The sequence below is a fragment of the Pseudonocardia adelaidensis genome (genome assembly GCF_039543345.1).
Classification (GTDB): domain Bacteria; phylum Actinomycetota; class Actinomycetes; order Mycobacteriales; family Pseudonocardiaceae; genus Pseudonocardia; species Pseudonocardia adelaidensis.
Genome location: NZ_BAABJO010000005.1, coordinates 130,868 through 151,132 on the forward strand (window position 1 = coordinate 130,868; position 20,265 = coordinate 151,132).

Annotated in this window: 22 protein-coding genes; 7 read left to right on the forward strand and 15 right to left on the reverse strand. The window is 73.9% G+C overall.

Features of this window, described 5'->3' with window-relative positions:
* Positions 1–317: 317 nt before the first annotated feature.
* On the reverse strand, positions 318–983 hold the full coding sequence (locus tag ABEA81_RS08090) for a uridine kinase family protein (RefSeq protein WP_345604214.1): 666 nt from the start codon (positions 981–983) through the stop codon (positions 318–320).
* Positions 984–993: 10 nt separating this feature from the next.
* Positions 994–2,379, reverse strand: a complete 1,386-nt coding sequence (locus ABEA81_RS08095; protein ID WP_345604215.1) for an MFS transporter — start codon at positions 2,377–2,379, stop codon at positions 994–996.
* Between the two features lie 88 nt (positions 2,380–2,467).
* On the opposite strand from ABEA81_RS08095, the gene ABEA81_RS08100 reads away from it, so the two are divergent.
* Complete coding sequence (locus tag ABEA81_RS08100) at positions 2,468–2,947, forward strand: MarR family winged helix-turn-helix transcriptional regulator (protein WP_345604216.1); 480 nt, start codon at positions 2,468–2,470, stop codon at positions 2,945–2,947.
* 8 nt (positions 2,948–2,955) lie between these two features.
* On the opposite strand, the gene ABEA81_RS08105 is transcribed toward ABEA81_RS08100, so the two are convergent.
* The 7 genes from ABEA81_RS08105 to ABEA81_RS08135 are packed head-to-tail and all read right to left on the reverse strand — an operon-like array spanning position 2,956 to position 8,791.
* Entirely contained in the window at positions 2,956–3,846 is an 891-nt protein-coding gene (locus tag ABEA81_RS08105) for a hypothetical protein (protein WP_345604218.1), read from the reverse strand.
* Positions 3,843–4,454, reverse strand: a complete 612-nt coding sequence (locus tag ABEA81_RS08110) for a nuclear transport factor 2 family protein (RefSeq protein ID WP_345604219.1) — start codon at positions 4,452–4,454, stop codon at positions 3,843–3,845. The genes ABEA81_RS08105 and ABEA81_RS08110 overlap by 4 nt, the downstream gene beginning before the upstream one ends.
* Entirely contained in the window at positions 4,384–5,301 is a 918-nt protein-coding gene (locus tag ABEA81_RS08115) for a sugar phosphate isomerase/epimerase family protein (RefSeq protein ID WP_345604220.1), read from the reverse strand. The genes ABEA81_RS08110 and ABEA81_RS08115 overlap by 71 nt, the downstream gene beginning before the upstream one ends.
* A complete protein-coding gene (locus tag ABEA81_RS08120; protein ID WP_345604221.1) occupies positions 5,298–5,942 on the reverse strand; it encodes a nitroreductase family protein in 645 nt (214 codons plus the stop codon). Before ABEA81_RS08120 ends, ABEA81_RS08115 begins: the two co-directional genes overlap by 4 nt.
* Positions 5,939–7,207 (reverse strand): MFS transporter, encoded by a 1,269-nt coding sequence (locus ABEA81_RS08125; protein ID WP_345604222.1) that lies wholly within the window; start codon positions 7,205–7,207, stop codon positions 5,939–5,941. The genes ABEA81_RS08120 and ABEA81_RS08125 overlap by 4 nt, the downstream gene beginning before the upstream one ends.
* Positions 7,191–8,015, reverse strand: a complete 825-nt coding sequence (locus tag ABEA81_RS08130) for an alpha/beta fold hydrolase (RefSeq protein ID WP_345604223.1) — start codon at positions 8,013–8,015, stop codon at positions 7,191–7,193. Before ABEA81_RS08130 ends, ABEA81_RS08125 begins: the two co-directional genes overlap by 17 nt.
* An 11-nt stretch (positions 8,016–8,026) precedes the next feature.
* Positions 8,027–8,791, reverse strand: a complete 765-nt coding sequence (locus tag ABEA81_RS08135) for an SDR family NAD(P)-dependent oxidoreductase (protein ID WP_345604224.1) — start codon at positions 8,789–8,791, stop codon at positions 8,027–8,029.
* Positions 8,792–8,875: 84 nt separating this feature from the next.
* On the opposite strand from ABEA81_RS08135, the gene ABEA81_RS08140 reads away from it, so the two are divergent.
* Together ABEA81_RS08140 and ABEA81_RS08145 are read left to right on the forward strand one after the other, a co-directional pair.
* Complete coding sequence (locus ABEA81_RS08140) at positions 8,876–9,799, forward strand: LysR family transcriptional regulator (RefSeq protein WP_345604225.1); 924 nt, start codon at positions 8,876–8,878, stop codon at positions 9,797–9,799.
* The gene (locus tag ABEA81_RS08145; protein WP_345604227.1) at positions 9,786–10,763 is read left to right on the forward strand and encodes a sigma-70 family RNA polymerase sigma factor; all 978 of its coding nucleotides are present in this window, start codon (positions 9,786–9,788) and stop codon (positions 10,761–10,763) included. Before ABEA81_RS08140 ends, ABEA81_RS08145 begins: the two co-directional genes overlap by 14 nt.
* On the opposite strand, the gene ABEA81_RS08150 is transcribed toward ABEA81_RS08145, so the two are convergent.
* The 5 genes from ABEA81_RS08150 to ABEA81_RS08170 all read right to left on the reverse strand — a co-directional run bounded on the left by ABEA81_RS08150 (position 10,733) and on the right by ABEA81_RS08170 (position 14,751).
* Entirely contained in the window at positions 10,733–11,131 is a 399-nt protein-coding gene (locus ABEA81_RS08150; RefSeq protein WP_345604228.1) for a PPOX class F420-dependent oxidoreductase, read from the reverse strand. The genes ABEA81_RS08145 and ABEA81_RS08150 overlap by 31 nt on opposite strands.
* Before the next feature lie 130 nt (positions 11,132–11,261).
* Complete coding sequence (locus ABEA81_RS08155) at positions 11,262–11,462, reverse strand: DUF397 domain-containing protein (RefSeq protein WP_345604229.1); 201 nt, start codon at positions 11,460–11,462, stop codon at positions 11,262–11,264.
* A gap of 21 nt (positions 11,463–11,483) precedes the next feature.
* The gene (locus tag ABEA81_RS08160) at positions 11,484–12,326 is read right to left on the reverse strand and encodes a helix-turn-helix domain-containing protein (RefSeq protein ID WP_345604230.1); all 843 of its coding nucleotides are present in this window, start codon (positions 12,324–12,326) and stop codon (positions 11,484–11,486) included.
* Positions 12,327–12,372: 46 nt separating this feature from the next.
* Complete coding sequence (locus tag ABEA81_RS08165; protein WP_345604231.1) at positions 12,373–13,470, reverse strand: PTS fructose transporter subunit IIC; 1,098 nt, start codon at positions 13,468–13,470, stop codon at positions 12,373–12,375.
* Positions 13,471–13,488: 18 nt separating this feature from the next.
* Entirely contained in the window at positions 13,489–14,751 is a 1,263-nt protein-coding gene (locus ABEA81_RS08170) for an MFS transporter (protein ID WP_345604233.1), read from the reverse strand.
* A 241-nt stretch (positions 14,752–14,992) separates the two neighbouring features.
* Here ABEA81_RS08170 and ABEA81_RS08175 point away from each other — a divergent pair, with 241 nt between their 5' ends.
* On the forward strand, positions 14,993–15,334 hold the full coding sequence (locus ABEA81_RS08175) for an MmcQ/YjbR family DNA-binding protein (protein ID WP_345604234.1): 342 nt from the start codon (positions 14,993–14,995) through the stop codon (positions 15,332–15,334).
* Here ABEA81_RS08175 and ABEA81_RS08180 read toward each other — a convergent pair.
* Positions 15,319–17,265, reverse strand: a complete 1,947-nt coding sequence (locus ABEA81_RS08180) for a heavy metal translocating P-type ATPase (protein ID WP_345604235.1) — start codon at positions 17,263–17,265, stop codon at positions 15,319–15,321. The two genes, ABEA81_RS08175 and ABEA81_RS08180, sit on opposite strands and share 16 nt — an antisense overlap.
* A gap of 76 nt (positions 17,266–17,341) precedes the next feature.
* Between ABEA81_RS08180 and ABEA81_RS08185 the strand changes: the two genes are divergently transcribed.
* The 3 genes from ABEA81_RS08185 (at position 17,342) to ABEA81_RS08195 (ending at position 20,255) form a co-directional block, all read left to right on the forward strand.
* Positions 17,342–17,659, forward strand: coding sequence for an ArsR/SmtB family transcription factor (locus ABEA81_RS08185; RefSeq protein WP_345604236.1), 318 nt, complete (start codon positions 17,342–17,344; stop codon positions 17,657–17,659).
* Positions 17,660–17,926: 267 nt separating this feature from the next.
* Positions 17,927–18,496, forward strand: a complete 570-nt coding sequence (locus ABEA81_RS08190; protein ID WP_345604237.1) for a CBS domain-containing protein — start codon at positions 17,927–17,929, stop codon at positions 18,494–18,496.
* Between the two features lie 46 nt (positions 18,497–18,542).
* Positions 18,543–20,255, forward strand: coding sequence for an MFS transporter (locus tag ABEA81_RS08195; protein WP_345604238.1), 1,713 nt, complete (start codon positions 18,543–18,545; stop codon positions 20,253–20,255).
* The last annotated feature ends 10 nt before the right edge of the window (positions 20,256–20,265 follow it).

The following is a 20,265-nucleotide window of genomic DNA, read 5'->3' on the forward strand; positions in this document are numbered from 1 at the left end:
AACCCGCGTGCGGGTGGTGGTCGTGAGCGGCATGCATCATGCCATTCGAGCTGCGCACCTTCCGCGCCGGTGACTACCAGGCGGGCGTCGATCTCGATGACAACGCCGCGATGCTCGAGCTGATGGACGAGCGCCCGTGATCTCCTGCGACGTCAACGACCTGATCCGTGCCCACAACGTCGACGACCCCCGGCACGGGGAGTATGCGACCTGGTTGCGGGGCGCCGTCAACGGCGATCGATCGTTCGGGCTGTCGTCGCTGGTCGCCGGCGCCTTCCTGCGGAAGGTGACGCATCCCGAGGTTCTCGTGAACCTGCTCAGATCGATCGACCGGAGAGCGGCGGCGCCACCACGACCTCGCGTTCGGGATCGTGACCGATCTGTGGCGTTCCCGCGACGATGATGCTCGCCCGCTCCCACGGGCGATCGGCGGCCAGGAACGGGAGCTCCTCCGCCTCCCACTGCCGCCAGCCTTCGAGTGCCCTCGCGTCGCCGCCGTCGCGAACGAGGCCGCGGCGCTCGGCCGTGGGCCAGTCCGACTGCACCCATACGGCAGTGTCGATCAGGTGGGAGAGCTCCCGTCTGGAGGCGCCGACGCCTTCGACGATCACGAGTGGTGCCCGTGCTGAGGCGTCGATGTGGCCGGTCCGACCGTGAGGAGCCCAGGCCGGCGGCTGGTAGTGGACGTCATGGCCATCGTGCAGCGGCTCGAGCACACCGGCGATCATGAGGTCGTCCCAGCCGAAGCGCGAGTGCTCCCACGCGATGTCATCGGTGTGCACGACCTGCGTCCCCGGCAGCGCGGCCCGGATCCGCCCGGCGAGCGTGGTCTTCCCGCTGGCCCCTCGCCCGTCCACCGCTGCGATCGGCGGCCGGGCCTTCGTCGTCCGGGGCGGCTCGAGCAGGAGGGCTGTGAGGGAGGCCAGCGGCTCGATGCGCCACGGCCCGGCCGGCGGCTCCTCGTCCCGCAAGGTCAGGCGCATGCAGGAGGTACTACCAGCGTCCGCGTTGGTTCGGGATCCGCATGGCCAGTGCACCTGCCCCGCCCATCACCACGGCGAGGGCCAGGAAGGCGACGGTGTTGGCCGCGGCCGGGTCGGCGGCCGCGGAGCTCGCCGCGGTGACCAGCGAGACCGCGACGATCGCGCCGGCCTGCCGGAACAGCACCCGCAGGCCCGAGACGGCCGCGGCCTGCTCCGGCACGAGGTGCATCCCGGCATTGGCCGAGGACGGGGAGGCGAAGCCCATCCCGAGGCCCATCACGGCGGCGCCGAGGGAGAGCCAGACCTCGGGGCCGCTGTGCACCGGTGGCAGTGCGATGAGCACCAGCGCCACGGTGATCGCGGCCATCCCGGCGAGCAGGAGCGGCCGGTGCCCGAGCCTGCGCAGCAGGCCGACCGCCACCGCCGACACCACGATCATGAAGACGGCGCGGACCGTCAGCAGGCCGCCGGAGGCGATGGGGGACATGCCGTAGCGGATCTGGGCGTAGTGCGGCAGCAGCGCCGAGAACCCGATCACGGCGGCGCCGAACAGGACGTTCATCACGTTCATGACGCCCAGCGAGTGCCCGGTCAGCAGGCGCGGCGGGATGATCGGGTCGGGGTGCCGGTGCAGGTGGCGCAGCAGGAACCGGCCCGCCACGAGCGCGACGGCGCCCGCGACGACCACCGAGGCCGGGCCGGTCCAGCCCTCGCCGAACGACCCGATCCGGGTGATCGCGATCATCCCGGACAGCAGGAGTGCGGTGAGCCAGCCGACGCCGACGAGGTCGACGCCGCCCATCGCCGCGCGCGGGGTCTCCCGGATCAGGGCGCGCCCGAGGCACACCAGCAGGATCCCGACCGGCACGTTGACGAAGAAGATCTCCCGCCACGACGCGAACGTGAGGATGAGCCCGCCGGCGAGGGGCCCCAGCACCGCGCCGATCGGGAAGGCCGTGCTGAACAGCGCGATGGCCCGGTCGCGGTCCGGGCCGAACTCGGCCGAGACGATGGCGGTGGCCACCGGGAGCAGGACACCGCCTGCGAGCCCCTGGAGGAACCGACCGATGATCAGCTCCACGGTGCCCGAGGACAGCCCGCACAGCACCGACATCAGCGTGAATGCGGCGACCGCCACCAGGTACACGCGGCGGGCGCCGAACCGGTCGCCCAGGGGGCCTGCGAAGGGCAGGATCAGGATCTGGCCGACCGAGTAGATCGTGATCGTCCAGCCCATCCACGCCAGGCTCGCTCCGAGGTCGGCCTGCATCGCCGAGAGCGCCGTGGCGACCGAGGTCTGGTCGATGGCGTGCATCAGCATGGCGAGCACGACGGTGGCGAACACCAGCCAGCGGACGAGGGGGCGGCGCGGCGCGGCATCGACTGTGACGGACACCGGGCCCCCTCCCCAACTTGCCTTTCGGCAAGCAATTTAACCACGGGTCGTGACCACATGGCATCGCCCGTCCTGGTTTCATGGGCGGATGCAGGGCACAGGGGCTGCCGCGGGTTTCGACACCGACGCCGCCATTCGGCTGCGACGCGTGATCAGCAAGCTGGCCCGGTCGATGAACGAGTCCGCGTCGAGCGAGGAGCTGACGCCCACGCAGGCGTCGGTGCTCGGCGTGGTCGTCGCGCGCGGCCCGATCCGGATCTCCGCGGTCGCCGAGCTGGAGGGCGTCAACCCCACGATGCTCTCGCGGGTGATGGGCGTGCTGGAGCAGAAGGGGCTGATCGAGCGCTCCTCGGCCACGTCGGACCAGCGCGGTGTGGTGGCCGAGGCCACCGTCGAGGGCCGCGAGAAGAGCAAACGGATCCTCGAACGCCGCACGGCGATCCTGTTCGCGGTGGTCGAGCAGCTCCCCCCGGAGACCGCGGCCGCGCTGCTGGCCGCCCTGCCGGCACTGGAGGAGCTCACCGCGGCGTTCGCGGAGCGCAGGCCCACCCTCGCGCAGGGCGGCTGACCGGCGCGTCAGCCGGTGAGCTCGACCCGGAAGATCTCGAACGTCGCCACCGGCTGCGGGCCGCCCATCTCCGCGAAGTGGGCGTTCAGGGCGTACACAGCGCCATCGCGCAGCGCCGCGGTGGTCGTGGTCGCCTCCGGCGTGGTGAGGCGGCGGCCGGTCACCCGGGCGGACGCCCAGCCGCTGTCGCTGCGCAGCTCCAGCACGGCGGGGTGGAACGGCGCCGGGGTGACGACGGCCCGGTCGGGGAGGAGCAGGAGGCCGTCGGCCGCCAGTGGTTCGGGCAGGCGCACCTCGGTCAGCCGCTCGGGCCGGTCGAGCGGGACGCGGAAGAGCGTGCGGGCGCTCGCCAGCGACACGAGCAGGTGGCCGGTCGGCAGGTACTCGATCCCGTTCAGGCCGATGCCCTCTCCGGACAGGCGTGGGTCCTCGACGAAGACGCTCGCTCGCCCGTCCGGCGTGACCCGGTAGATCACCGGCGTGAAGCTGTCGGTGACGTAGGCGTTCCCGGCGGGGTCGACCGCCACGTCGTTGGCGAGGTGCCGGGCATTCGGGCGCAGCGCGGCCAGGTCCACGAGGTGGCGCCGGTGCCCGGTGGCGAGGTCGTGGATCGCCAGCTTCGCCTCGCCTGCGACCTGCGGGTCCCCGACGGCGGCGAAGGCGGCGCCCGCCACCAGCAGCCGGCCGTGGGCGGCGTCGACGTGGAGACCGAGCGAGCTGGTGATCCCGTCCGCCGCGGCGAACTCCTGGAGGGAGCCGTCGTCGCGGACGGCCGTGACCGTTCCGCGGGCGACCGAGCTCACGAGGAACCTCGCCCCGTCCCACTCGACGCCCTCCGGGTAGAGGCCCGGATCGTGGACGAGCACCTCGTCCGGGAGTGCCGCAGTGGAGCGGGTCATCGCGGGTCTCCCGCCGTGTCCGAGCCCGCGAGCCACGCCGCCCCCTCGGCGTAGAGCCGCTCCACGGCCTCGCCGGTGAGCCCCGGCAGCCCGCCCTCGACCGTGAACCCGGCCTTCGTCTGCACGTAGCCGAGGTGGCGGTAGCCCTCCGGGAAGTGGCCGAGCAGCTGCGGGTCCAGGTGCAGCGTCGCGTCCGGGTCGACGACGTCGAGGCGGTCCTTCTCGTAGATCGGCTGGCGGCGCACGATGAGCCATCGGCCGCCGTCGCGGGCCAGGAAGTCGTAGAAGCGCCCCGTGCACACGACGTCGACCTCGACCCCGTCGACCTCGGCCCGCTGGCTGATGGTCATCTTGGTCTGGGCGATGGCGCGATCTCCGCGGACGTCCGCGGTGTGCCCGCCGAGGAAGTGCAGGATCCGCACGCCGTTCTCGAACCCGGTGCGGCTGGCCTCGACGAACTCCGCGGCCGGGCCCTGGAACCACGTCGCCGTCATCCAGCCGGCGCTCGGGTGCCAGACGGTGGCGAACCGCTCCCAGTCACCCGCGTCGCGCCACAGCGCCCAGTCCTCCACCAGCTTGCGGATCGCCTGCGCATCCTCGGAGGTCATGTTCCTTCCCTTCCTCCCAGTCGGGGGCCCCGCACGCCGCGAGGACCTTCGCGTTGTGGCGCAGGGTCGACAGCGGGTCCCGTTCGGTGCTGAGGTCCTCCAGCGACACCCAACCCGCGTAGCCGATCTCGCGCAGGTGTCCGAGCACGCCCGCGACGTCGACCGCGCCGTCGTCGAGCGGGCTCCAGCGGGGCCCGTCGACCGGGGAGACCGCGGCGTTCTTGAGGTGGACGTGGTGCAGGTACGGCCCGAGCAGCTCGGTGGCGATCCGCCGGTCCTCGTAGCCCTCGACCACCAGGTTCCCCACGTCGTAGATCACGCCGACGCGCGCGGGGTCGAAGTGCGCCACCGCGCGGTGGGCGAGCGACGCGCTGGGGAAGATCGTGCCCTGGTGGAGCTCGACGGCGATGCGCACGCCCCGCCGGGCGGCGCGCGCCTGCGCCTCGTCGAGGAAGCCGAGGGCCTGCGCGAACAGCGGGTGGTAGCCCGGCCCGCCCGGTCGCGGGCGGGGGCCCTGCAGCCGGACCTGCGGTGCCCCGGCGGCCTCGGCGACGTCCAGCACTCGGTCGAGCGTCGCGCGGTCGCCGGTCTGCACGTAGGGCGTGAGCCCGACGACGGCGAGCCCGGCGTCCGCGCACAGGCGGGCGGCGCGGGCGCCCGCGGCCGGGTCGAGCGCGAGCGTGCAGCGGTTGCCGCGCAGGAACGTCCCGGCGGTGCTGCCGGCCGCGTGCGGGGCCTCGCCGACCTTCCACTCCAGTCCCCGGTAGCCGGCGGCCGCGGCGTACCCGACGGCCTCCTCGGGGGTCAGGGTCGGGAGGGCGACCGTCGCGTACGAGTAGCGGATCACCACTGCTCCCAGTGCAGGACCTCGGCGACGGGCACGCGGGAGCCGGGCCGGAAATCCGTGCCGACGGTGTGCGCGACGGGCGTGAGCGCCACCTGCATCACGCGCTCGTGGTCGATGCCGAGCAGCTCCGCGGCCTCGCGCTCGAAGTGCAGGTGGGAGGTGGTCCAGCAGGTGCCGAGGCCGTGCAGGCGGGCGGCGAGCATGAAGCTCCACGTCGCCGGGAGGATCGAGCCCCACGTCCCCGCCTGCTCGACGACGGCCGCGCCCTCGGTCCGGCCGGTGACGCACGGGACGACGAGCGCCGGCATGCGGTGCAGGGTGCGGTACAGGTGGTCGACACCGTCGAAGACCTTCTCCATCGTGCCCGGCTTCGCGTACGCGCGGCGGGCGTCCTCCTCGGGCATCGGGGTCCCGCCGGCCCGCGTGCCGCGCCGCCAGATGTCCGCGAGCGCGGCCTTGCGGTCGGGCACGGTCACCACGACGAAGCTCCAGCGCTGCCGGTTGCGCCCGGTCGGGGCCTGCACGGCGATCTCGACGCAGGCCTCGATGAGCGCGGGGTCGACGGGCCGGTCGAGGTCGAGGCGCCTGCGTACGGCGCGGGTCGTGGTGACGAGCTCGTGCGCGCTGAGGTCGAGCATCATCGGGCCACCGCGTCGCGCTCGGGGTCGGCGACGGCGGCGAACAGCAGCCCGGCGAGGGCGAGCAGCCCGCCGCACATCAGGAACGCGGTCGTGTAACCGGCGGTGGGGGAGGAGGTCGAGTCGAGGATCAGGCCGGTGATCAGCGGGCTCACGATGCCGGCGCAGCTGCCCGCCGCGATCAGCACGGCGAGCGCCCCGGCCCGCTTCGCGGCGGGCGCGATCTCGGCGATCATCGGCAGCGTCACCGTGTTGACCGTGACGGAGAACCCGTAGCCGAGCACCAGCACCGCGATGGCGACCACGGTCGAGGACACCCACGGCAGCACGCAGAGCAGCGCGCCGGAGGCGGCCAGCACGAGCCCGCCGGCGATGCCGCGGACCGTGCGGGAGCCGGTGCCCCTGCGCAGCATCCGGTCGCCGAGCGACCCGCACCCGAGGAGCGCGACGATCCCCATCGCGCTCGGGAGCGCGTACAGCAGCCCGGACGCGGTGGCGGTGAAGCCGAGGCCGTTCTCGAAGTACGACGGCAGCCAGGTGAACACGACGGCGGCCAGCGCGCCCTGCGCGAAGTAGGCGAACGCGGCGACGAGGAACGTGCGGCTGCGCAGCAAGCGGGTCCAGCGCGCCGGCGCCTCCGCCCCGACGGGGGTGGACTCGGTGGCGAACGGCCCCATCCGGCCCACGGCGCACCAGATCACGGTCCACACCAGCGCGAGAACGCCGACGGTCAGGAACCCGCTGCGCCAGCCGAAGGCGACGACGACCACCGTCAGCGCCGGCAGCAGCGCGACCTTCGCCACCGCGGAACCGCTCGTGATCAGCGACGCCGGGAGGCCCCGCCGCTCGTTGGGGAACCAGGAGTAGGCCACCGTGTGCAGCAGCGGGACGACCGGTCCCTCGGCGGCGCCGACGACGAGCCTGCTCACCACGAGCGCCACCGCGGCGGTGGCGAGGACGGCGGGCGCCTGGCCGATGGCCCACAGCACGCCGGAGGCCAGCAGGAGCAGGCGGGGCGATACGCGGTTGGCGAGCAGCCCGAGACCGAGGCAGGCGATGAGCTGCAGGACGTACGACGCGCTCCCGAGCGCGCCGAACGCGGTGGACGACAGGCCGAGGTCCTCCCGCACCGGGTTGGCCACGATGCCGAGCAGTGCCTTGTCGAGGAAGACCACCACGACCGCGCCGACGACGGCGGCCGTGACCGTCCACGCCCGCGCGCTGCTGTGGACCGGTGGTGCGAGGGGGCGATCAGCGTTGACCGTCATCGGGTTCTCCTTCGAGGTGGGCGAGCCACCGGCCGGCCTCGTCGCCGACCAGCTGCGGGCGTTCCTGGTGGATCCAGTGGCCGACGCCGGGCACGTCGACCACGCGGGACGCGGGGTGGCGCAGGTGCGACCGTTCGAGCGCCGCGCGCGCCGGGTCGCGGTGGAACGCGAGCACCGGTTGGGTCCGGCGGGCGAGCAGTTCGTCCGCGGCGGGGCGGAACCGGATCGAGCTCGGCGCGAAGAGGTTCGCGCGCATGCTGCGGGCCACGACGAACGGCGGCACCCGCGCGAGCGTCCGCTGGTGCCATTCGCGCAGGTGCGGTGCGGCCGTCCGGGCGTCGGGGCCTGCGGCGACGAGCCGGGCGACGTCGCGGACGACCGCCTCCGGGTCGTCCTGCTCGGCGATCGGGTGCAGCCGTTCCCGCTCCTGCGGGTCGCCGCCGTAGTCGGGGTCTATGAGGACGAGGGCGTGCACGAGGTCCGGCCGTTCGACGGCCAGCCGGGACGCCAGCGACGCGCCCATCGAGTGCGCGACGACCACGGCGGGCCCCATGCCGAGCGCGGTGATCACGGCGGCGAGGTCGGCCGCGAGCTCCGCTGCGTCGTACCGGGAGTCCGGGGCGCTGCTGGAGCCGTGACCCCGCAGGTCGGCGGCTACCACGCGGCGGCTCCGGCGCAGGTCGGGGAGCAGGTGGATCCAGGTGTCGGAGCTGTCGAGCCAGCCGTGCACGAGCAGCGCGGGCCGGCCGGGACCGCCCGGCTCGTCGGTGTGGTGGAGCTGCACGCCGGGCAGCTGGAGAACGGGCACCGTCGCCTCCGTCAGGGCCTCGGCGCGAGCTGCGCGCCGCCGGCCACGTGCAGGACCTCGCCGGTGATGAACCGGGCCCGGTCGGACGCGAGGAACGCCACCGCGTGGGCGACGTCCTCGGGCGTGGCCAGGCGCGGGATCGCGGCCATCGCCCGGTGCCGCTCGGCGATCGCGGCGAACTCGGCGTCGCTGCGGCCGCCGCGCGTGAACGGGGTGACCACCATGCTCGGCGCGACCGCGTTCACGGTGATCCCGCGGGGGCCGAGCTCGACCGCGAGGGCCCGGGTCAGCCCCACCAGGCCCGCCTTCGACGCCGCGTACGCTGCGGGCCCACCGGAGAGCCAGGTCCGGGAGCCGATGTTGACGATCGCGCCGCCGCCCACGGTCAGCAGGTCCGCGCTCGCGTGGCACAGCAGCGCGGGCGCCCACAGGTTCACGGCGACGACCAGGTCCCAGTCGGCGCGCATCTCGGCGAAGCCGCCCCGTGCGTTGCGGCCCGCCGCGTTCACGAGCTGGTCGAGGCGGCCGAACCGGGAGCCGAGCTCGTCGACCAGCCGCTCGACGTCGTCCTCGTCGGTGACGTCCGCCTCGTGGCCGACGGCGGGCCGGCCGGTCCCGGTCCGGATCCGCTCGGCCTGCCGCGCGGCCTCGTCGCCGTCGACGTCGACCAGCACGACGACGGCGCCGTCGGCGGAGAGCCGCAGGGCGCTCGCGGCCCCGAGCGCTCCGGCGCCGCCCGTGACCACGGCGACGCGCTCGTTAGAACAACCAGGCATAGAGCGAGTACAGGATCTGTGGTCCGTCCTGTCCAGGTCCTGCTCGCTACCGCTACTTCTGCTTCGGAGGCATAAGGTGGCCGGGTGGAACTGCGGCACCTGCGCTACTTCCTCGCCGTCGCGGAGTTCGGTTCGCTCAACCGGGCGGCGGCCCACCTCCTGGTGGCCCAACCGTCGCTGAGCCGCCAGATCCGGGCGCTCGAGCACGAGCTCGGGCGGCCGTTGCTGGAACGCAGCGCGCGCGGCGTCGCGCTGACCGCGGCCGGCACGGCGCTCGCGGGCCACGCCCGCCAGCTGCTGGCCCTCGAGGCGGCCACGGCCGACGTCGTCGCGGGCACCGACCGGGTGCGGGAGACCGTGTCGGTCGGGGTGCCGCCCGGCATCCCGCCGGACTGGCTGGTGGAGACCGTGCGCACCATCGGGGCGGACGTGCCCGACTGCACGCTGGCGCTCGTGGAGGCGAACACGTCAGAACAGCTGCGGTCGCTGCAGAAGGGCGAGCTCGACGTCGGGATCGTCCACCAGGCGCCGCCCTCGGGGCACATCGGGAAGCTGCTCTGGACCGAGCCCTTCGGCATCGCGCTGCGCCCCGGCCACCGGCTCGCCGACGCGGCGCAGCACCGGCTGGCCGACCTGGACGGCCTGCGCGTCCTGATCCACTCGCGGGGACAGGTGCCCGGCCAGCAGGACGGTCTCCTCGCGGCCGCCGCGACCGCGGGCGTGCACCCGACCTGGCTCTTCGCCCGGTTCGTCGAACACGCGCTCGCCGCGGCCGAGGCCCACCGGGCCGACGCGGTGGTCGTCGGGGCGCGCACCGCGTGCAGGCAGCTGTCCGGCTGGCGCTGGACGCCGCTGCGCGACCTGCCGCTCTCGCTCACCACCTGGGTGGTCCGCCGCGGTGAGACCCGGCGGGTGGTCCGGGCCGTCGCGGACGCGCTGGGCGAACGGCCCGAGCCGACCGATTCCCCTTCGCCGCCGGACGGGTCTACCTGTCATGACCACGAGTGACTTCGCCGCCCGCACCGAGCCGTTCCGCCGCGAGATCCTCGCGCACTGCTACCGGATGCTCGGATCGCTGCAGGACGCCGAGGACGTCGTCCAGGAGACCTACCTGCGGGCGTGGCGGGGCTACGGCGGGTTCGAGCAGCGCTCCTCGGTGCGTACCTGGCTCCACCGGATCGCGACGAACGCGAGCCTCACCGCACTGGAACGCCGCGGCCGCCGCGTGCTGCCCTCCGGCCTCGCAGGCCCGTCCGAGGACCCGTACGCACCGCCGGTTCCCGCCGGGCCGGAGGTCAGCTGGGTGCAGCCGATCCCGGACGCGCTGGTCACGGCCGATCCCGACGACCCGGCGGCTGCGGTGGTGGCGCGGGAGGACCTGCGGCTCGCGCTCGTCGCGAGCTTGCAGCTCCTGCCCGCCCGGCAGCGGGCGGTGCTGCTGTTGCGCGACGTTCTGGCGTTCCCGGCCGCCGAGGTCGCCGCCGTGCTCGACATGAGCGTCCCGGCCGTCAAGAGCGCGCTGCAGCGCGCCCGGGCCCGGGTGGAGGAGGCGGCGCCGAGCGCCGATGCGCTCGTCGAGCCGGACGAGCCGCGGGCCCGCGCCCTGCTCGACCGCTACATCGCCGCCTTCGAGAACGCCGACGCCGCGGCCTTCGAGGAGGTGCTGCGCGAGGACGCCGCGCTGGAGATGGTCGGCTCGCGCACCTGGTTCTCCGGGCTGAACACCTGCCTGCCGTACATCACGAGCCCGCCGGTGCTCGGGGCACCGGGGGACTGGCGGATGGTGCCGGCCCGCGCCAACGGGCAGCCGGCCGCGGTGGCGTACCGCCGCGGCCCCTCCGGCGTCCACGAGCCGTTCGGGGTGGCGGTGCTGACCGTCGCGGAGGACGGGATCGGCCGCATCGTCGTGTTCGCCGACCCCGGCCTCGTCACGGCCTTCGGCTATCCGGCAGAGAGCGGGGGCCAGAAGTAGAGCCGCTCCGGGTGGATCCGCACGATCACGCGCTCGGCCCCGGGCTCGGGAGGTGGCGTCGCCCCGCCCAGGTAGCGCCCGTACATCTCGTGGAGCAGGGTCTTGTCCGGGTCGTCGGTGATGTCGACGTGGCCGCGGATCTCCACGTACCGGCCGGAGTGCGCGAGCACCAGCAGGCTCACGCGCGGGTCGCGTTCCATGTTGCGGGTCTTCAGCCGCCCGCGGATCGTGCTGAACACGACGGTCCCGCCCGTCGGCTTCACGAAGATCACGGACGACTGTGGCCGGCCGTCGCGGTTCGCCGTGGAGAGGATCGCGGTGTGCGGCCCGTCGAGGAGCTCGCGGGCCGCATCGAGTTCGGATGTCATGCAGGGGCAGACCCGGCAGGTTCGGAAGAGGAACCGGCCCCGAGGCCACTTCACAGACCCAGCCCGGGCTTCACACGAGGCCGGCCTTGTCTGCCTTGTGCGAAGGGCCTGCTCCGTGCGTGACGTCGGGTCAGGACCGGTCGAACTCGCCCGACCGCACGGCCGTGAGGAACTCCGTCCAGCTCGGGGCGGGGTAGCGGTGTGGGGGCAGCGCGCGGTCCTTCGTGTCCCGCACCGCGACGGCATCGGGCAGGAACGCCACCTCGACGCAGGAGTCACCGTTGCCGCCGCTGAAGCTGCTCGTGAACCAGCGGAGCTCGTCGTCGTCCACGGCCTTCTCCTTCGGACGGTCTCACCCCCCGGCTGACCGGCGGATCAGCGCCAGCGATTCGGCCGGGTCTAGCGAATCGGACAGCACATGCTCGAACGCCAGCTTAGCCCGCACGACCTCCTCAGCCTTGTCGAGCATCAATGCTCCGACCGTGTGCTCGATGTAGGCCATGTCGGGCTCTTCGAGCTCACCGAAGCTGAGGATGCTGAATCCGGAGGCCAGTGCCGCGTGAGCGCCGACGGCGGCCGGCAGCACGTGCAGGGTGACGCTGTCCAGCTCTGCGAGCATGGCCAGATGGTCGAGCTGCTCACGCAGCCCGTCCGGCCCGCCGACCGGACGGTGCAGTACGGGTTCGTCGACCACCGCTACCAGCTCCAGCGGGTTCTCGGCCGACGACAACCGCTGCTGGCGGTACATCCGGGCCGCGACCTCGTTGTCCAGCTGCTCGTCGGTCCGCCGCACCGGCACCGCGCGCATCAACGCCCGGGCGTACCCGGCGGTCTGCAGCAGCCCGGGCACGTAGCCGAGGGTGAAGACCTGGACCCGGCTCGCCTCCGTCTCGAACGCGATGTAGCTGTTGTTGCCCAGCCCGTACGCCCGCCACCACCCCGGCTGCTGAGCCTCGCGGGCCAGATCCAGCAGCTCGTTCCACCGTGCGCCGCCCGCGTCGTAGACGTCGAGCATGCTCTTCACCCAGTGCACGTCGATGACGACCTGGGCGTTCTCGATCCGGGACAGCTTGCTCACCGAGAAGTCCAGCTTCGGTGCCGCCTGCTCCAGGGTGAGGCCCGACTGCTCGCGCAGCAGTTTCAGCTGGCGGGCCAGCACCCGCCGCCGGATCATCGAACCCTCGTGCCGCGTCACGTGACCCCCCGCTCCGTCCTGGTCACGGATCGTGGCACAGGGGATCTCAGGAGCGGGATTCCCGCATCCGCTGTTCCCGCGCCTTCAGGGCCAGGACGGCCGCGGTCGACACGAGGGTGCCGGTGGCGATCGCGAGGAGGTAGCCGAACGGGTTGCCGACCAGCGGGACCACGAAGATCCCGCCGTGCGGGGTGGCGGCGGCGACGCCGAGGGCGGCCGTCAGACCGCCCGTCACCGCCGAGCCGGCGAGGAGCGACGGGAGCACCCGCAGCGGGTCGGCTGCGGCGAACGGGATCGCCCCCTCGGTCACGTAGACGGCGCCGAGCAGCCAGGCGGCGCGCCCGGTCTCCCGCTCGGCGGGGGTGAACCAGTGGCGGCGCAGCGTGGTGGCGAGCGCCATCGCGAGCGGCGGCGTCATGCCGGCGGCCATGACGGCGGCCATCGCCGTCAGCGCCGCCGGCGTGCCCGTGGCCAGGCCGGCGACGGCGAACGTGTAGGCCGTCTTGTTGATGGGCCCGCCCAGGTCGGCGGCCACCATCAGCCCGAGCGTCGCGCCGGCGAGCACGAGGCTGCCGGTGGACAGGTCGGCGAGGCCGCTCGTCAGGGCGGAGGTCAGGGCGGCCAGCGGCGTGCCGACGACGAGCCACATCACGGCGCCGGTGACCAGGGTGCCCGCCAGCGGCAGGACCAGCACGGGACGCAGGCCCGCGACGGCGCTGGGTGGGTGCCAGCGCGCGAGCCGGTCGACGACGACACCGGCGAGCACCCCGGCGACGAGCCCGCCGAGGAAGCCGGCCCCGGTCTGCGCGGCGACGGTGCCGCCGACGAACCCGGGCACGAGCGCGGGCCGATCGGCGATGGCGTGGGCGACGTACCCGCCGACCACGGGCACGAGCAGGCCGAAGGTGAGCGTGCCGAGCTGGTGCAGCAGCGCCGCCCAGCTCTGCCCGGCGAGCCAGTCGAAGCCGTCGGTCACCGGGGGCGCGGTGCCGATCGCCGGGCCGCCGAGCGCGTAGCCGAGCGCCAGCAGCACGCCGCCGGTGACCACGAACGGGATCGCGTAGCTCACGCCCTGCATGAGCTTGCCGTGGATCGCGGCGAACGTCGGGACGGAGGTGGGGTGGGTCAGGGTGGCAGCTTCCATGTCGAAGCCTCCTTGTCATCAGGTCGCGAGGGCTTCCAGGCCCGGGTACGGGCGCCGGTCGGCGGCGGGTCCGGAGAGCTGCGTGTGGAGCACGCCGAGCTGGGAGGTGTGCCGCGCGACGGCGGCGCGGAGGGCGGTGCTGACGGCGTGGAGCACGCGTTCGCCGCCGCCGAGCGCGGGCACGGCCAGCCCTGCGGCCACCGCGGCCAGCGCGGCGACCGTCGCGAAGGCGACGGGCAGCCCGACCGCCTCGGCGACGATGCCCAGCAGCGGCGGGCCGCCGAGCAGCCCGGTGTAGCCGACCGTCGAGGCGAGCGCGACGCCGCCGGCGCCAGCGTGGGCGCCCGCGCGCGCGATGGCGATCGGGAAGACGTTGGCCAGGCCCAGCCCGATCAGCACGAAGCCCGCGAGCACGATCGGAACGGCCGGGACGGTGGCCACCACCAGCGCTCCGGTGGTCGCGAGCAGCGCCCCACCGGTCACGACGCGGGTGGGGCCGGCGGCGTGGACGAGGCCGTTCCCGGCCAGCCGGCCGCAGGCCATGGCGAGGGAGAAGCCGGAGTAGCCCGCGGCCGCGAGCACCGGCGTCGCGCCGATCTCCTGCAGGTGCAGCGCACCCCAGTCGGTGACCGCGCCCTCCCCGAACGCCGTGCAGCCTGCGATGACGCCCAGCACCACGACGATGCCGCGGGCGGTGCCGCGCGGCGCCGGGTCGGCGCCGTCCGGGGAGTGCTCGCCGTCGGCGGCGAGCAGGGCGGGCGCCACGGCCGCCGTCACGAGCGCGCCGAGCGCGGCGACGACGAGCAGGTGCACGGCGGGCGAGGCGACAGCGGCGACGGCTCCACCCGCGGTGGCCCCGCCGAGCCCGCCGGCGCTGAACCCGGCGTGCAGGGACGGCAGCACGGGACGGTGCAGCGCGGCCTCGACCTGCACGCCGATGGCGTTGGCGGCCACGTTCAGCGTTCCGGTGGCGGCGCCGAACCCGAGCAGCGCGGCCGCGAGCGCGGGGACCGAGCCGGTGAGGCCGGGGAGGGCGATCGCGGCGCAGGTGGCGATCGCGGCCGCCACCCCGGTGAGCCCGGGGCCGAGCCGGGCGCACAGCACGCCCGTCAGTTGCATGCTGGCGAGCGCGCCGAGCGAGACGCACAGCAGGGCGAGGCCGAGCGTGGTCGGCCCCGCGCCGACGCCCGCCGCGACGTCGGGGATGCGCGAGGCCCATGACCCGAACACGGCGCCGTCCACGGTGAACAGCAGGGTCGCGGCGATGCGGTGCCGGCGCACGGGTGTGGTGGTCGACCTGCGGCGACGGGCCGCTCGCAGGCGTGCGGGATCCAGGGGGAAGGGCATATGGGTTCCGGTTCCACGTGATCGTCGACTTCTGCGGGCATACGGCGCGGCGACGGCGGGCACCTGTCTCCAGCATCCCGGCAAGGCCGCCCGGAATCGATCCAGATCGTGGTGAGACCCCTCACGGCCCCGAACGCGTTCCGGAACTGTCGTGCCCCCGGTGGAAGCTGGGGCCATGGTCACGGTCGACTCCGTGCGGCGGCTGGCGCTGTCGCTGCCCCGCACCACCGAGCACCTCATCCACGACCGGGTGAAGTTCCGCGTCGGCCAGATCGTCTACGTCGCGTTCTCCCGGGACGAGACGGTCATGGGTTTCGCCTATCCGAAGGAGGAACGCGACGCGCTCATCGCGTCCGACCCCGCCAAGTTCCACCTGCCCGGGCTCTCCGACCAGCGGTTCCACTGGGTGCACGCCTGGACGGCCGCGCTCGACGAGGACGAGATGCGCGAGCTGGTGGTCGACGCCTGGCGGATGGTGGTGCCGAAGAGCGTGGCCGCCGCTCACCTGTCGCCGTAGCGCAACGCGCGCGGGCGGCCCGGTGTTCCGGCGCGCCGCCATGCGGCCGCGCGCAGGAGGCGCAGGCCGTTGAGCGCCACCACGACCGTGGAGCCCTCGTGCCCGGCCACGCCCAGTGGCAGGGGGAGGGTGCCGAGGAGGTCCCACGTCACGAGGCCGGCGATCACCGTGGCCGCGATCCCGATGTTGGCCAGGACCACCCGGCGCGCGCGGCGGGAGAGGCCGAGCAGGTTCGGCAAGGTGATGAGGTCGTCGCGGACGATCACGGCGTCCGCCGTCTCCACCGCCAGCGCGATCCCGCGCCCGCCCAGCGCCACGCCGACGTCGGCGGTGGCGAGCGCGGGGGCGTCGTTCACCCCGTCGCCGACGAGCAGCGTGCGGTGCCCGGAGGCCTGCAGTTCGCGCACGGCGGCGGCCTTGGCGTCGGGGAGGAGCCCGGCGCGCACGTCGGTGATCCCCACGGCGTCGGCCACCCGCTGCGCTGCGGCCGCGTGGTCGCCGGTGAGCAGCACGGGCGCGTTCCCGGTCAGCTCCGCGAGCCGTGCCACCGTGTCGGCGGCGTCCGGCCGGAGCCGGTCGACGAGCGCGAGGAACCCGGCCGGGCGGCCGTCGGCGGTCACGGTGACGACCGTGGCGCCGCCGGCCTGCAGCCGGCTGATCGCCGGGTCCGCGTCCGGCATGGTCGGCGAGCCGACGACCACGGCCGTCGCGCCGACGGTGGCGCGGACGCCCCGGCCGGGCAGGGAGCCGAAGTCGCCGGCGTCGGCGACGGCCAGCCCGCGTTCCCGCGCGGCCCGCACCACCGCGGCGGCGAGGGGGTGCTCGCTGGGGCGCTCGGCGGCCGCGGCCAGCGCGAGCACGGTGTCCTCGTCGAACCCGTCGAACGCGGTGACGGACTCGACGTGCGGCCGGCCCTCGGTGAGCGTGCCCGTCTTGTCGAACGCGACGACGGTGGTGCGGCCCAACGCCTCCATCGCCACAGCGGACTTCACGAGGACGCCCCGCCGGCCGCCGTTCGCGATCGCGGCGAGCAGCGGCGGCATCGTCGCGAGGACGACCGCGCACGGGGAGGCGACGATCATGAACGTCATCGCGCGCAGGAGCGTCGGCTCGAACGCCGCGCCGAACGCGAGCGGGATCGCGACCAGCGCCAGCGCGGCGACCACCACGGCCCCGGAGTAGCGCTGCTCGATGCGTTCGACGAAGAGCTGGGTACGCGCCTTGGTGGCCGACGCCTCCCGCACCATCGCCGCGATGCGGGCCACCACCGACTCCGTCGCGACGCGCTCGACCCGGACCCGCAGCGCGCCGGTGCCGTTCAGGCTGCCGGCGAAGACCTCGTCGCCCGGGCGTTTCGGGACGGGCAGGCCCTCGCCCGTGATCGAGGCCTGGTCCACCTCGCTGGTCCCGGAGATCACCACGCCGTCCGCTCCGACGCGCTCGCCGGGCCGGACGAGCACCACGTCGCCGACGTCGAGGTCCGCGACCGGGATGTTCTCCTCGGTCCCGTCGGCGTGGAGCAGAGCGGCGCGCTCGGGAGCGAGGTCGAGCAGCGCCCGCACCGACTCCTCGGTCCGCCGGGTGACCACGGCCTCCACCGCCGCGGAGGTGGCGAAGATGACGATGAGCAGGGCTCCGTCGAAGACCTGGCCGATCGCGGCCGCGATCGCCGCCACCACCATCAGCAGGTCGACGTCGAGCGCCCGCCCGCGCAGCGCGCGGAGCCCGGCCAGCGCGGGTTCCCAGCCCCCGGCCACGTAGCAGGCGAGGTACAGCGCCCACCAGACCGGTGAGGGTGCCCCTGTGAGCTGGGCGGCCCCACCGGCCGTGAAGAGCGCCAGCGCCACCGCGGCCCACCGCACCTCGGGCAGTGCGCCGATCGCCGCCCGGCGGTGGACGGCGGGCAGGGCGGGACGTTCGAGGGTGACCACGGCGTGGAACAATAGCTGCGCATATGCGAAGGTTCAAAGGCAGTCAGGTAGTTGTGGCCTCCGCTACCCTCGGGACGTGCACGACACCCTGCCCGACTTCGACATGCCCGGCGAGGACGAGGCACGGGCCGCCGCCGAGCGCTTCCGGCTGCTCGCCGACCCCACCCGGGTGAAGATCCTCTGGGCGCTCTCGCAGGGTGAGACGTCGGTGGCCTGCCTCGCCGAGCTCGTGGGCGCCTCGCCCACGGCGGTCAGCCAGCACCTGTCGAAGCTGCGACTCGCCGGCCTCGTCCGCGGCCGGAGGGACGGCACGTTCGTGCACTACACGGCGGTCGACGCCGACGTCTCCGCCCTGCTGGCCGCGGCACTCGGAGCCCGGCCGGCCGCCCGCTGAGCCGAGGCCGGTGTGCGGCCACCGTGGCCACGCCGCCCGGGCCGTTGCACACCAATCGTGGTGCTCGCGCAGCAACTGCAGTTCGTGTGTGGGCGCTTCTGTTGGTGTGTCAGTGCCTGGCCTCGTCGCGCCGAGCCGTCACGCACCAACCGTGGTGTTCGCGCACCAGCTGCAGCTCATGTGTGGGCGCAACGGTTCGGGTGCGACCGCCCCGGCCCACCTCTGGCGCCCCGCCGCCCGTGGAGCGCGCGGGGGGCGTCGGGGGCGATGCCCCCGGGTACCCCGCTCTCGACGAGCACCGGTGCCGTGTTGCTGGGGGTCGCGTTGCTGGGGAAGCGGTTCATGCGCAGGCGTGCCCGCCCCCGCCGGGTGCGGGCGGGCGAGCGGCTCGGTGGCCTGCTCGCCTGCGACGTGATGATGCCCCGGCCGTTCCTGGCTCCGGGGTGGTGGACGGTGCAGGCCCTGGTGGAGCAGCTGCTCGGGCCCGACGGGCCCCGGCACCGGATGTTCCCGGTGGTCGACCTCGAGGGGCGGCTGGTGGGGCGCCTGCATCTCGCCGAGATCGCCGCGATCGACCCACGCGCCCGCCGGACGACCACCGTCGCCGCCGTGGCGCGCCCCGTGCCGGCCGAGCAGGTGGTCGAGCACGACGTGCCGCTCGAGCGCATCGTGCGGCGCCCGCACTGCCCCGGGCGGGACATCGTCGTCGAGCAGGACGGTCGCGTGGTCGGGCTCATCGCGGTGGCGGATCTCCAGCGCGCGGCCGAGCTGGAGGCGCTGCAGTCCGACGCTGCGGACCACCGGGTGCCGTGGAACGGGTCGTTCGGCTGGCAATGACGGATCACACGGTCGCGCCGGTCGCTCTGGCGTAGAGTTATTGTCAATGCTAACGAGCGATGCGGAGAGTTCCCGCTACAAGTGGGTGGCGCTCTCCAACACGACCATCGGCGTGCTGATCGTCACGATCAACATGTCGATCCTGTTGATCGCGCTGCCCGACATCTTCCGGGGTATCGGCATCGACCCGCTCGCGCCGGGCGACATCGGCTACCTGCTCTGGCTGATCATGGGTTACCTCGTGGTGACGGCGGTGCTCGTGGTCAGCTTCGGGCGTCTCGGGGACATCTTCGGCCGCACCCGGATGTACAACCTCGGCTTCGCGGTGTTCACCGTGTTCTCGGTGCTGCTCGCGTGCGTGTGGATGCAGGGTGACGCCGCGGCGCTCTGGTTGATCGTCATGCGGGTCCTGCAGGGCGTCGGCGGGGCGCTGCTCCTCGCCAACTCCACCGCGATCCTCACCGATGCGTTCCCGGCCCACCAGCGTGGGCTCGCGCTCGGCATCAACCAGGTCGCCGGCATCGCGGGGTCGTTCATCGGGCTCATCGTGGGCGGGGTGCTGGCCCCGCTGAACTGGCGACTGGTCTTCCTGGTGTCCGTGCCCGTCGGGGTGTTCGGGACGATCTGGGCGTACCTCAAGCTGCGGGAGAGCGGCGCCCGTCTGCCGGCCCGGCTGGACTGGTGGGGCAACATCACGTTCGCCGTCGGGCTCGTCGCGGTGCTCGTCGGCATCACGTACGGCATCCAGCCCTACGGGGACCGGGCGATGGGCTGGGGCAACCCGATGGTGCTCGCCTGCATCATCGGCGGGATCGCCGTGCTCGCCGTGTTCGCGTGGATCGAGACCCGCGTACCGGAGCCGATGTTCCACCTGTCGCTGTTCCGGCTGCGGGCGTTCACCGCGGGCAACATCGCCAGCCTGCTCGCCGCGCTGGGGCGGGGCGGGCTGCAGTTCATCCTGATCATCTGGCTGCAGGGGATCTGGCTGCCCGAACACGGGTACGACTTCGAGCAGACGCCGCTGTGGGCCGGCATCTACATGGTGCCGTTGACCATCGGCTTCCTGGTCGCGGGCCCGATCTCGGGGATGCTCTCCGACCGGTTCGGCGCCCGCCCGTTCTCCACCGGCGGGATGGTGCTCGCCGCCGCCAGCTTCGCCCTGATGGACCTGCTGCCGGTCGACTTCGACTACCGGGCGTTCGCCGCCCTGCTCGCGCTGAACGGCCTCGCGATGGGCCTGTTCAGCTCGCCCAACCGGGCCGCGATCATGAACAGCCTGCCGCCCGGCCAGCGCGGCGTAGGCGCCGGCATGACCTCGACGTTCCAGAACTCGGCGACGGTGCTGTCCATCGGCGTCTTCTTCTCGATGCTCATCCTGGGGCTCGCCAGCACCCTACCCGGCACCCTCTACCAGGGCCTCGTCGACAACGGCGTGCCCGCCGACGCCGCCACGCGCGTCGCGAACCTGCCGCCGGTCGGGTCGCTGTTCGCGGCACTCCTCGGCGACAACCCGATCCAGAACATGCTCGGCCCCGACGTCCTCGCGACGCTCACCCCGCAGCAGGTGCAGTTCCTCACCGGGCGCACGTTCTTCCCGGAGCTGATCTCCGGTCCGTTCGCCTCCGGCCTCACCCTGGCGCTCGGCTTCGCCGCGGGCGCGTGCCTCGTCGCCGCGCTCGCCTCGGCCATGCGCGGGCGGACCTACCACCACAGGGAGCCCGGCCAGCCCGAGCCGCTGCCGGCCCGCGCGCAGGCCTGACCCCCGGCCC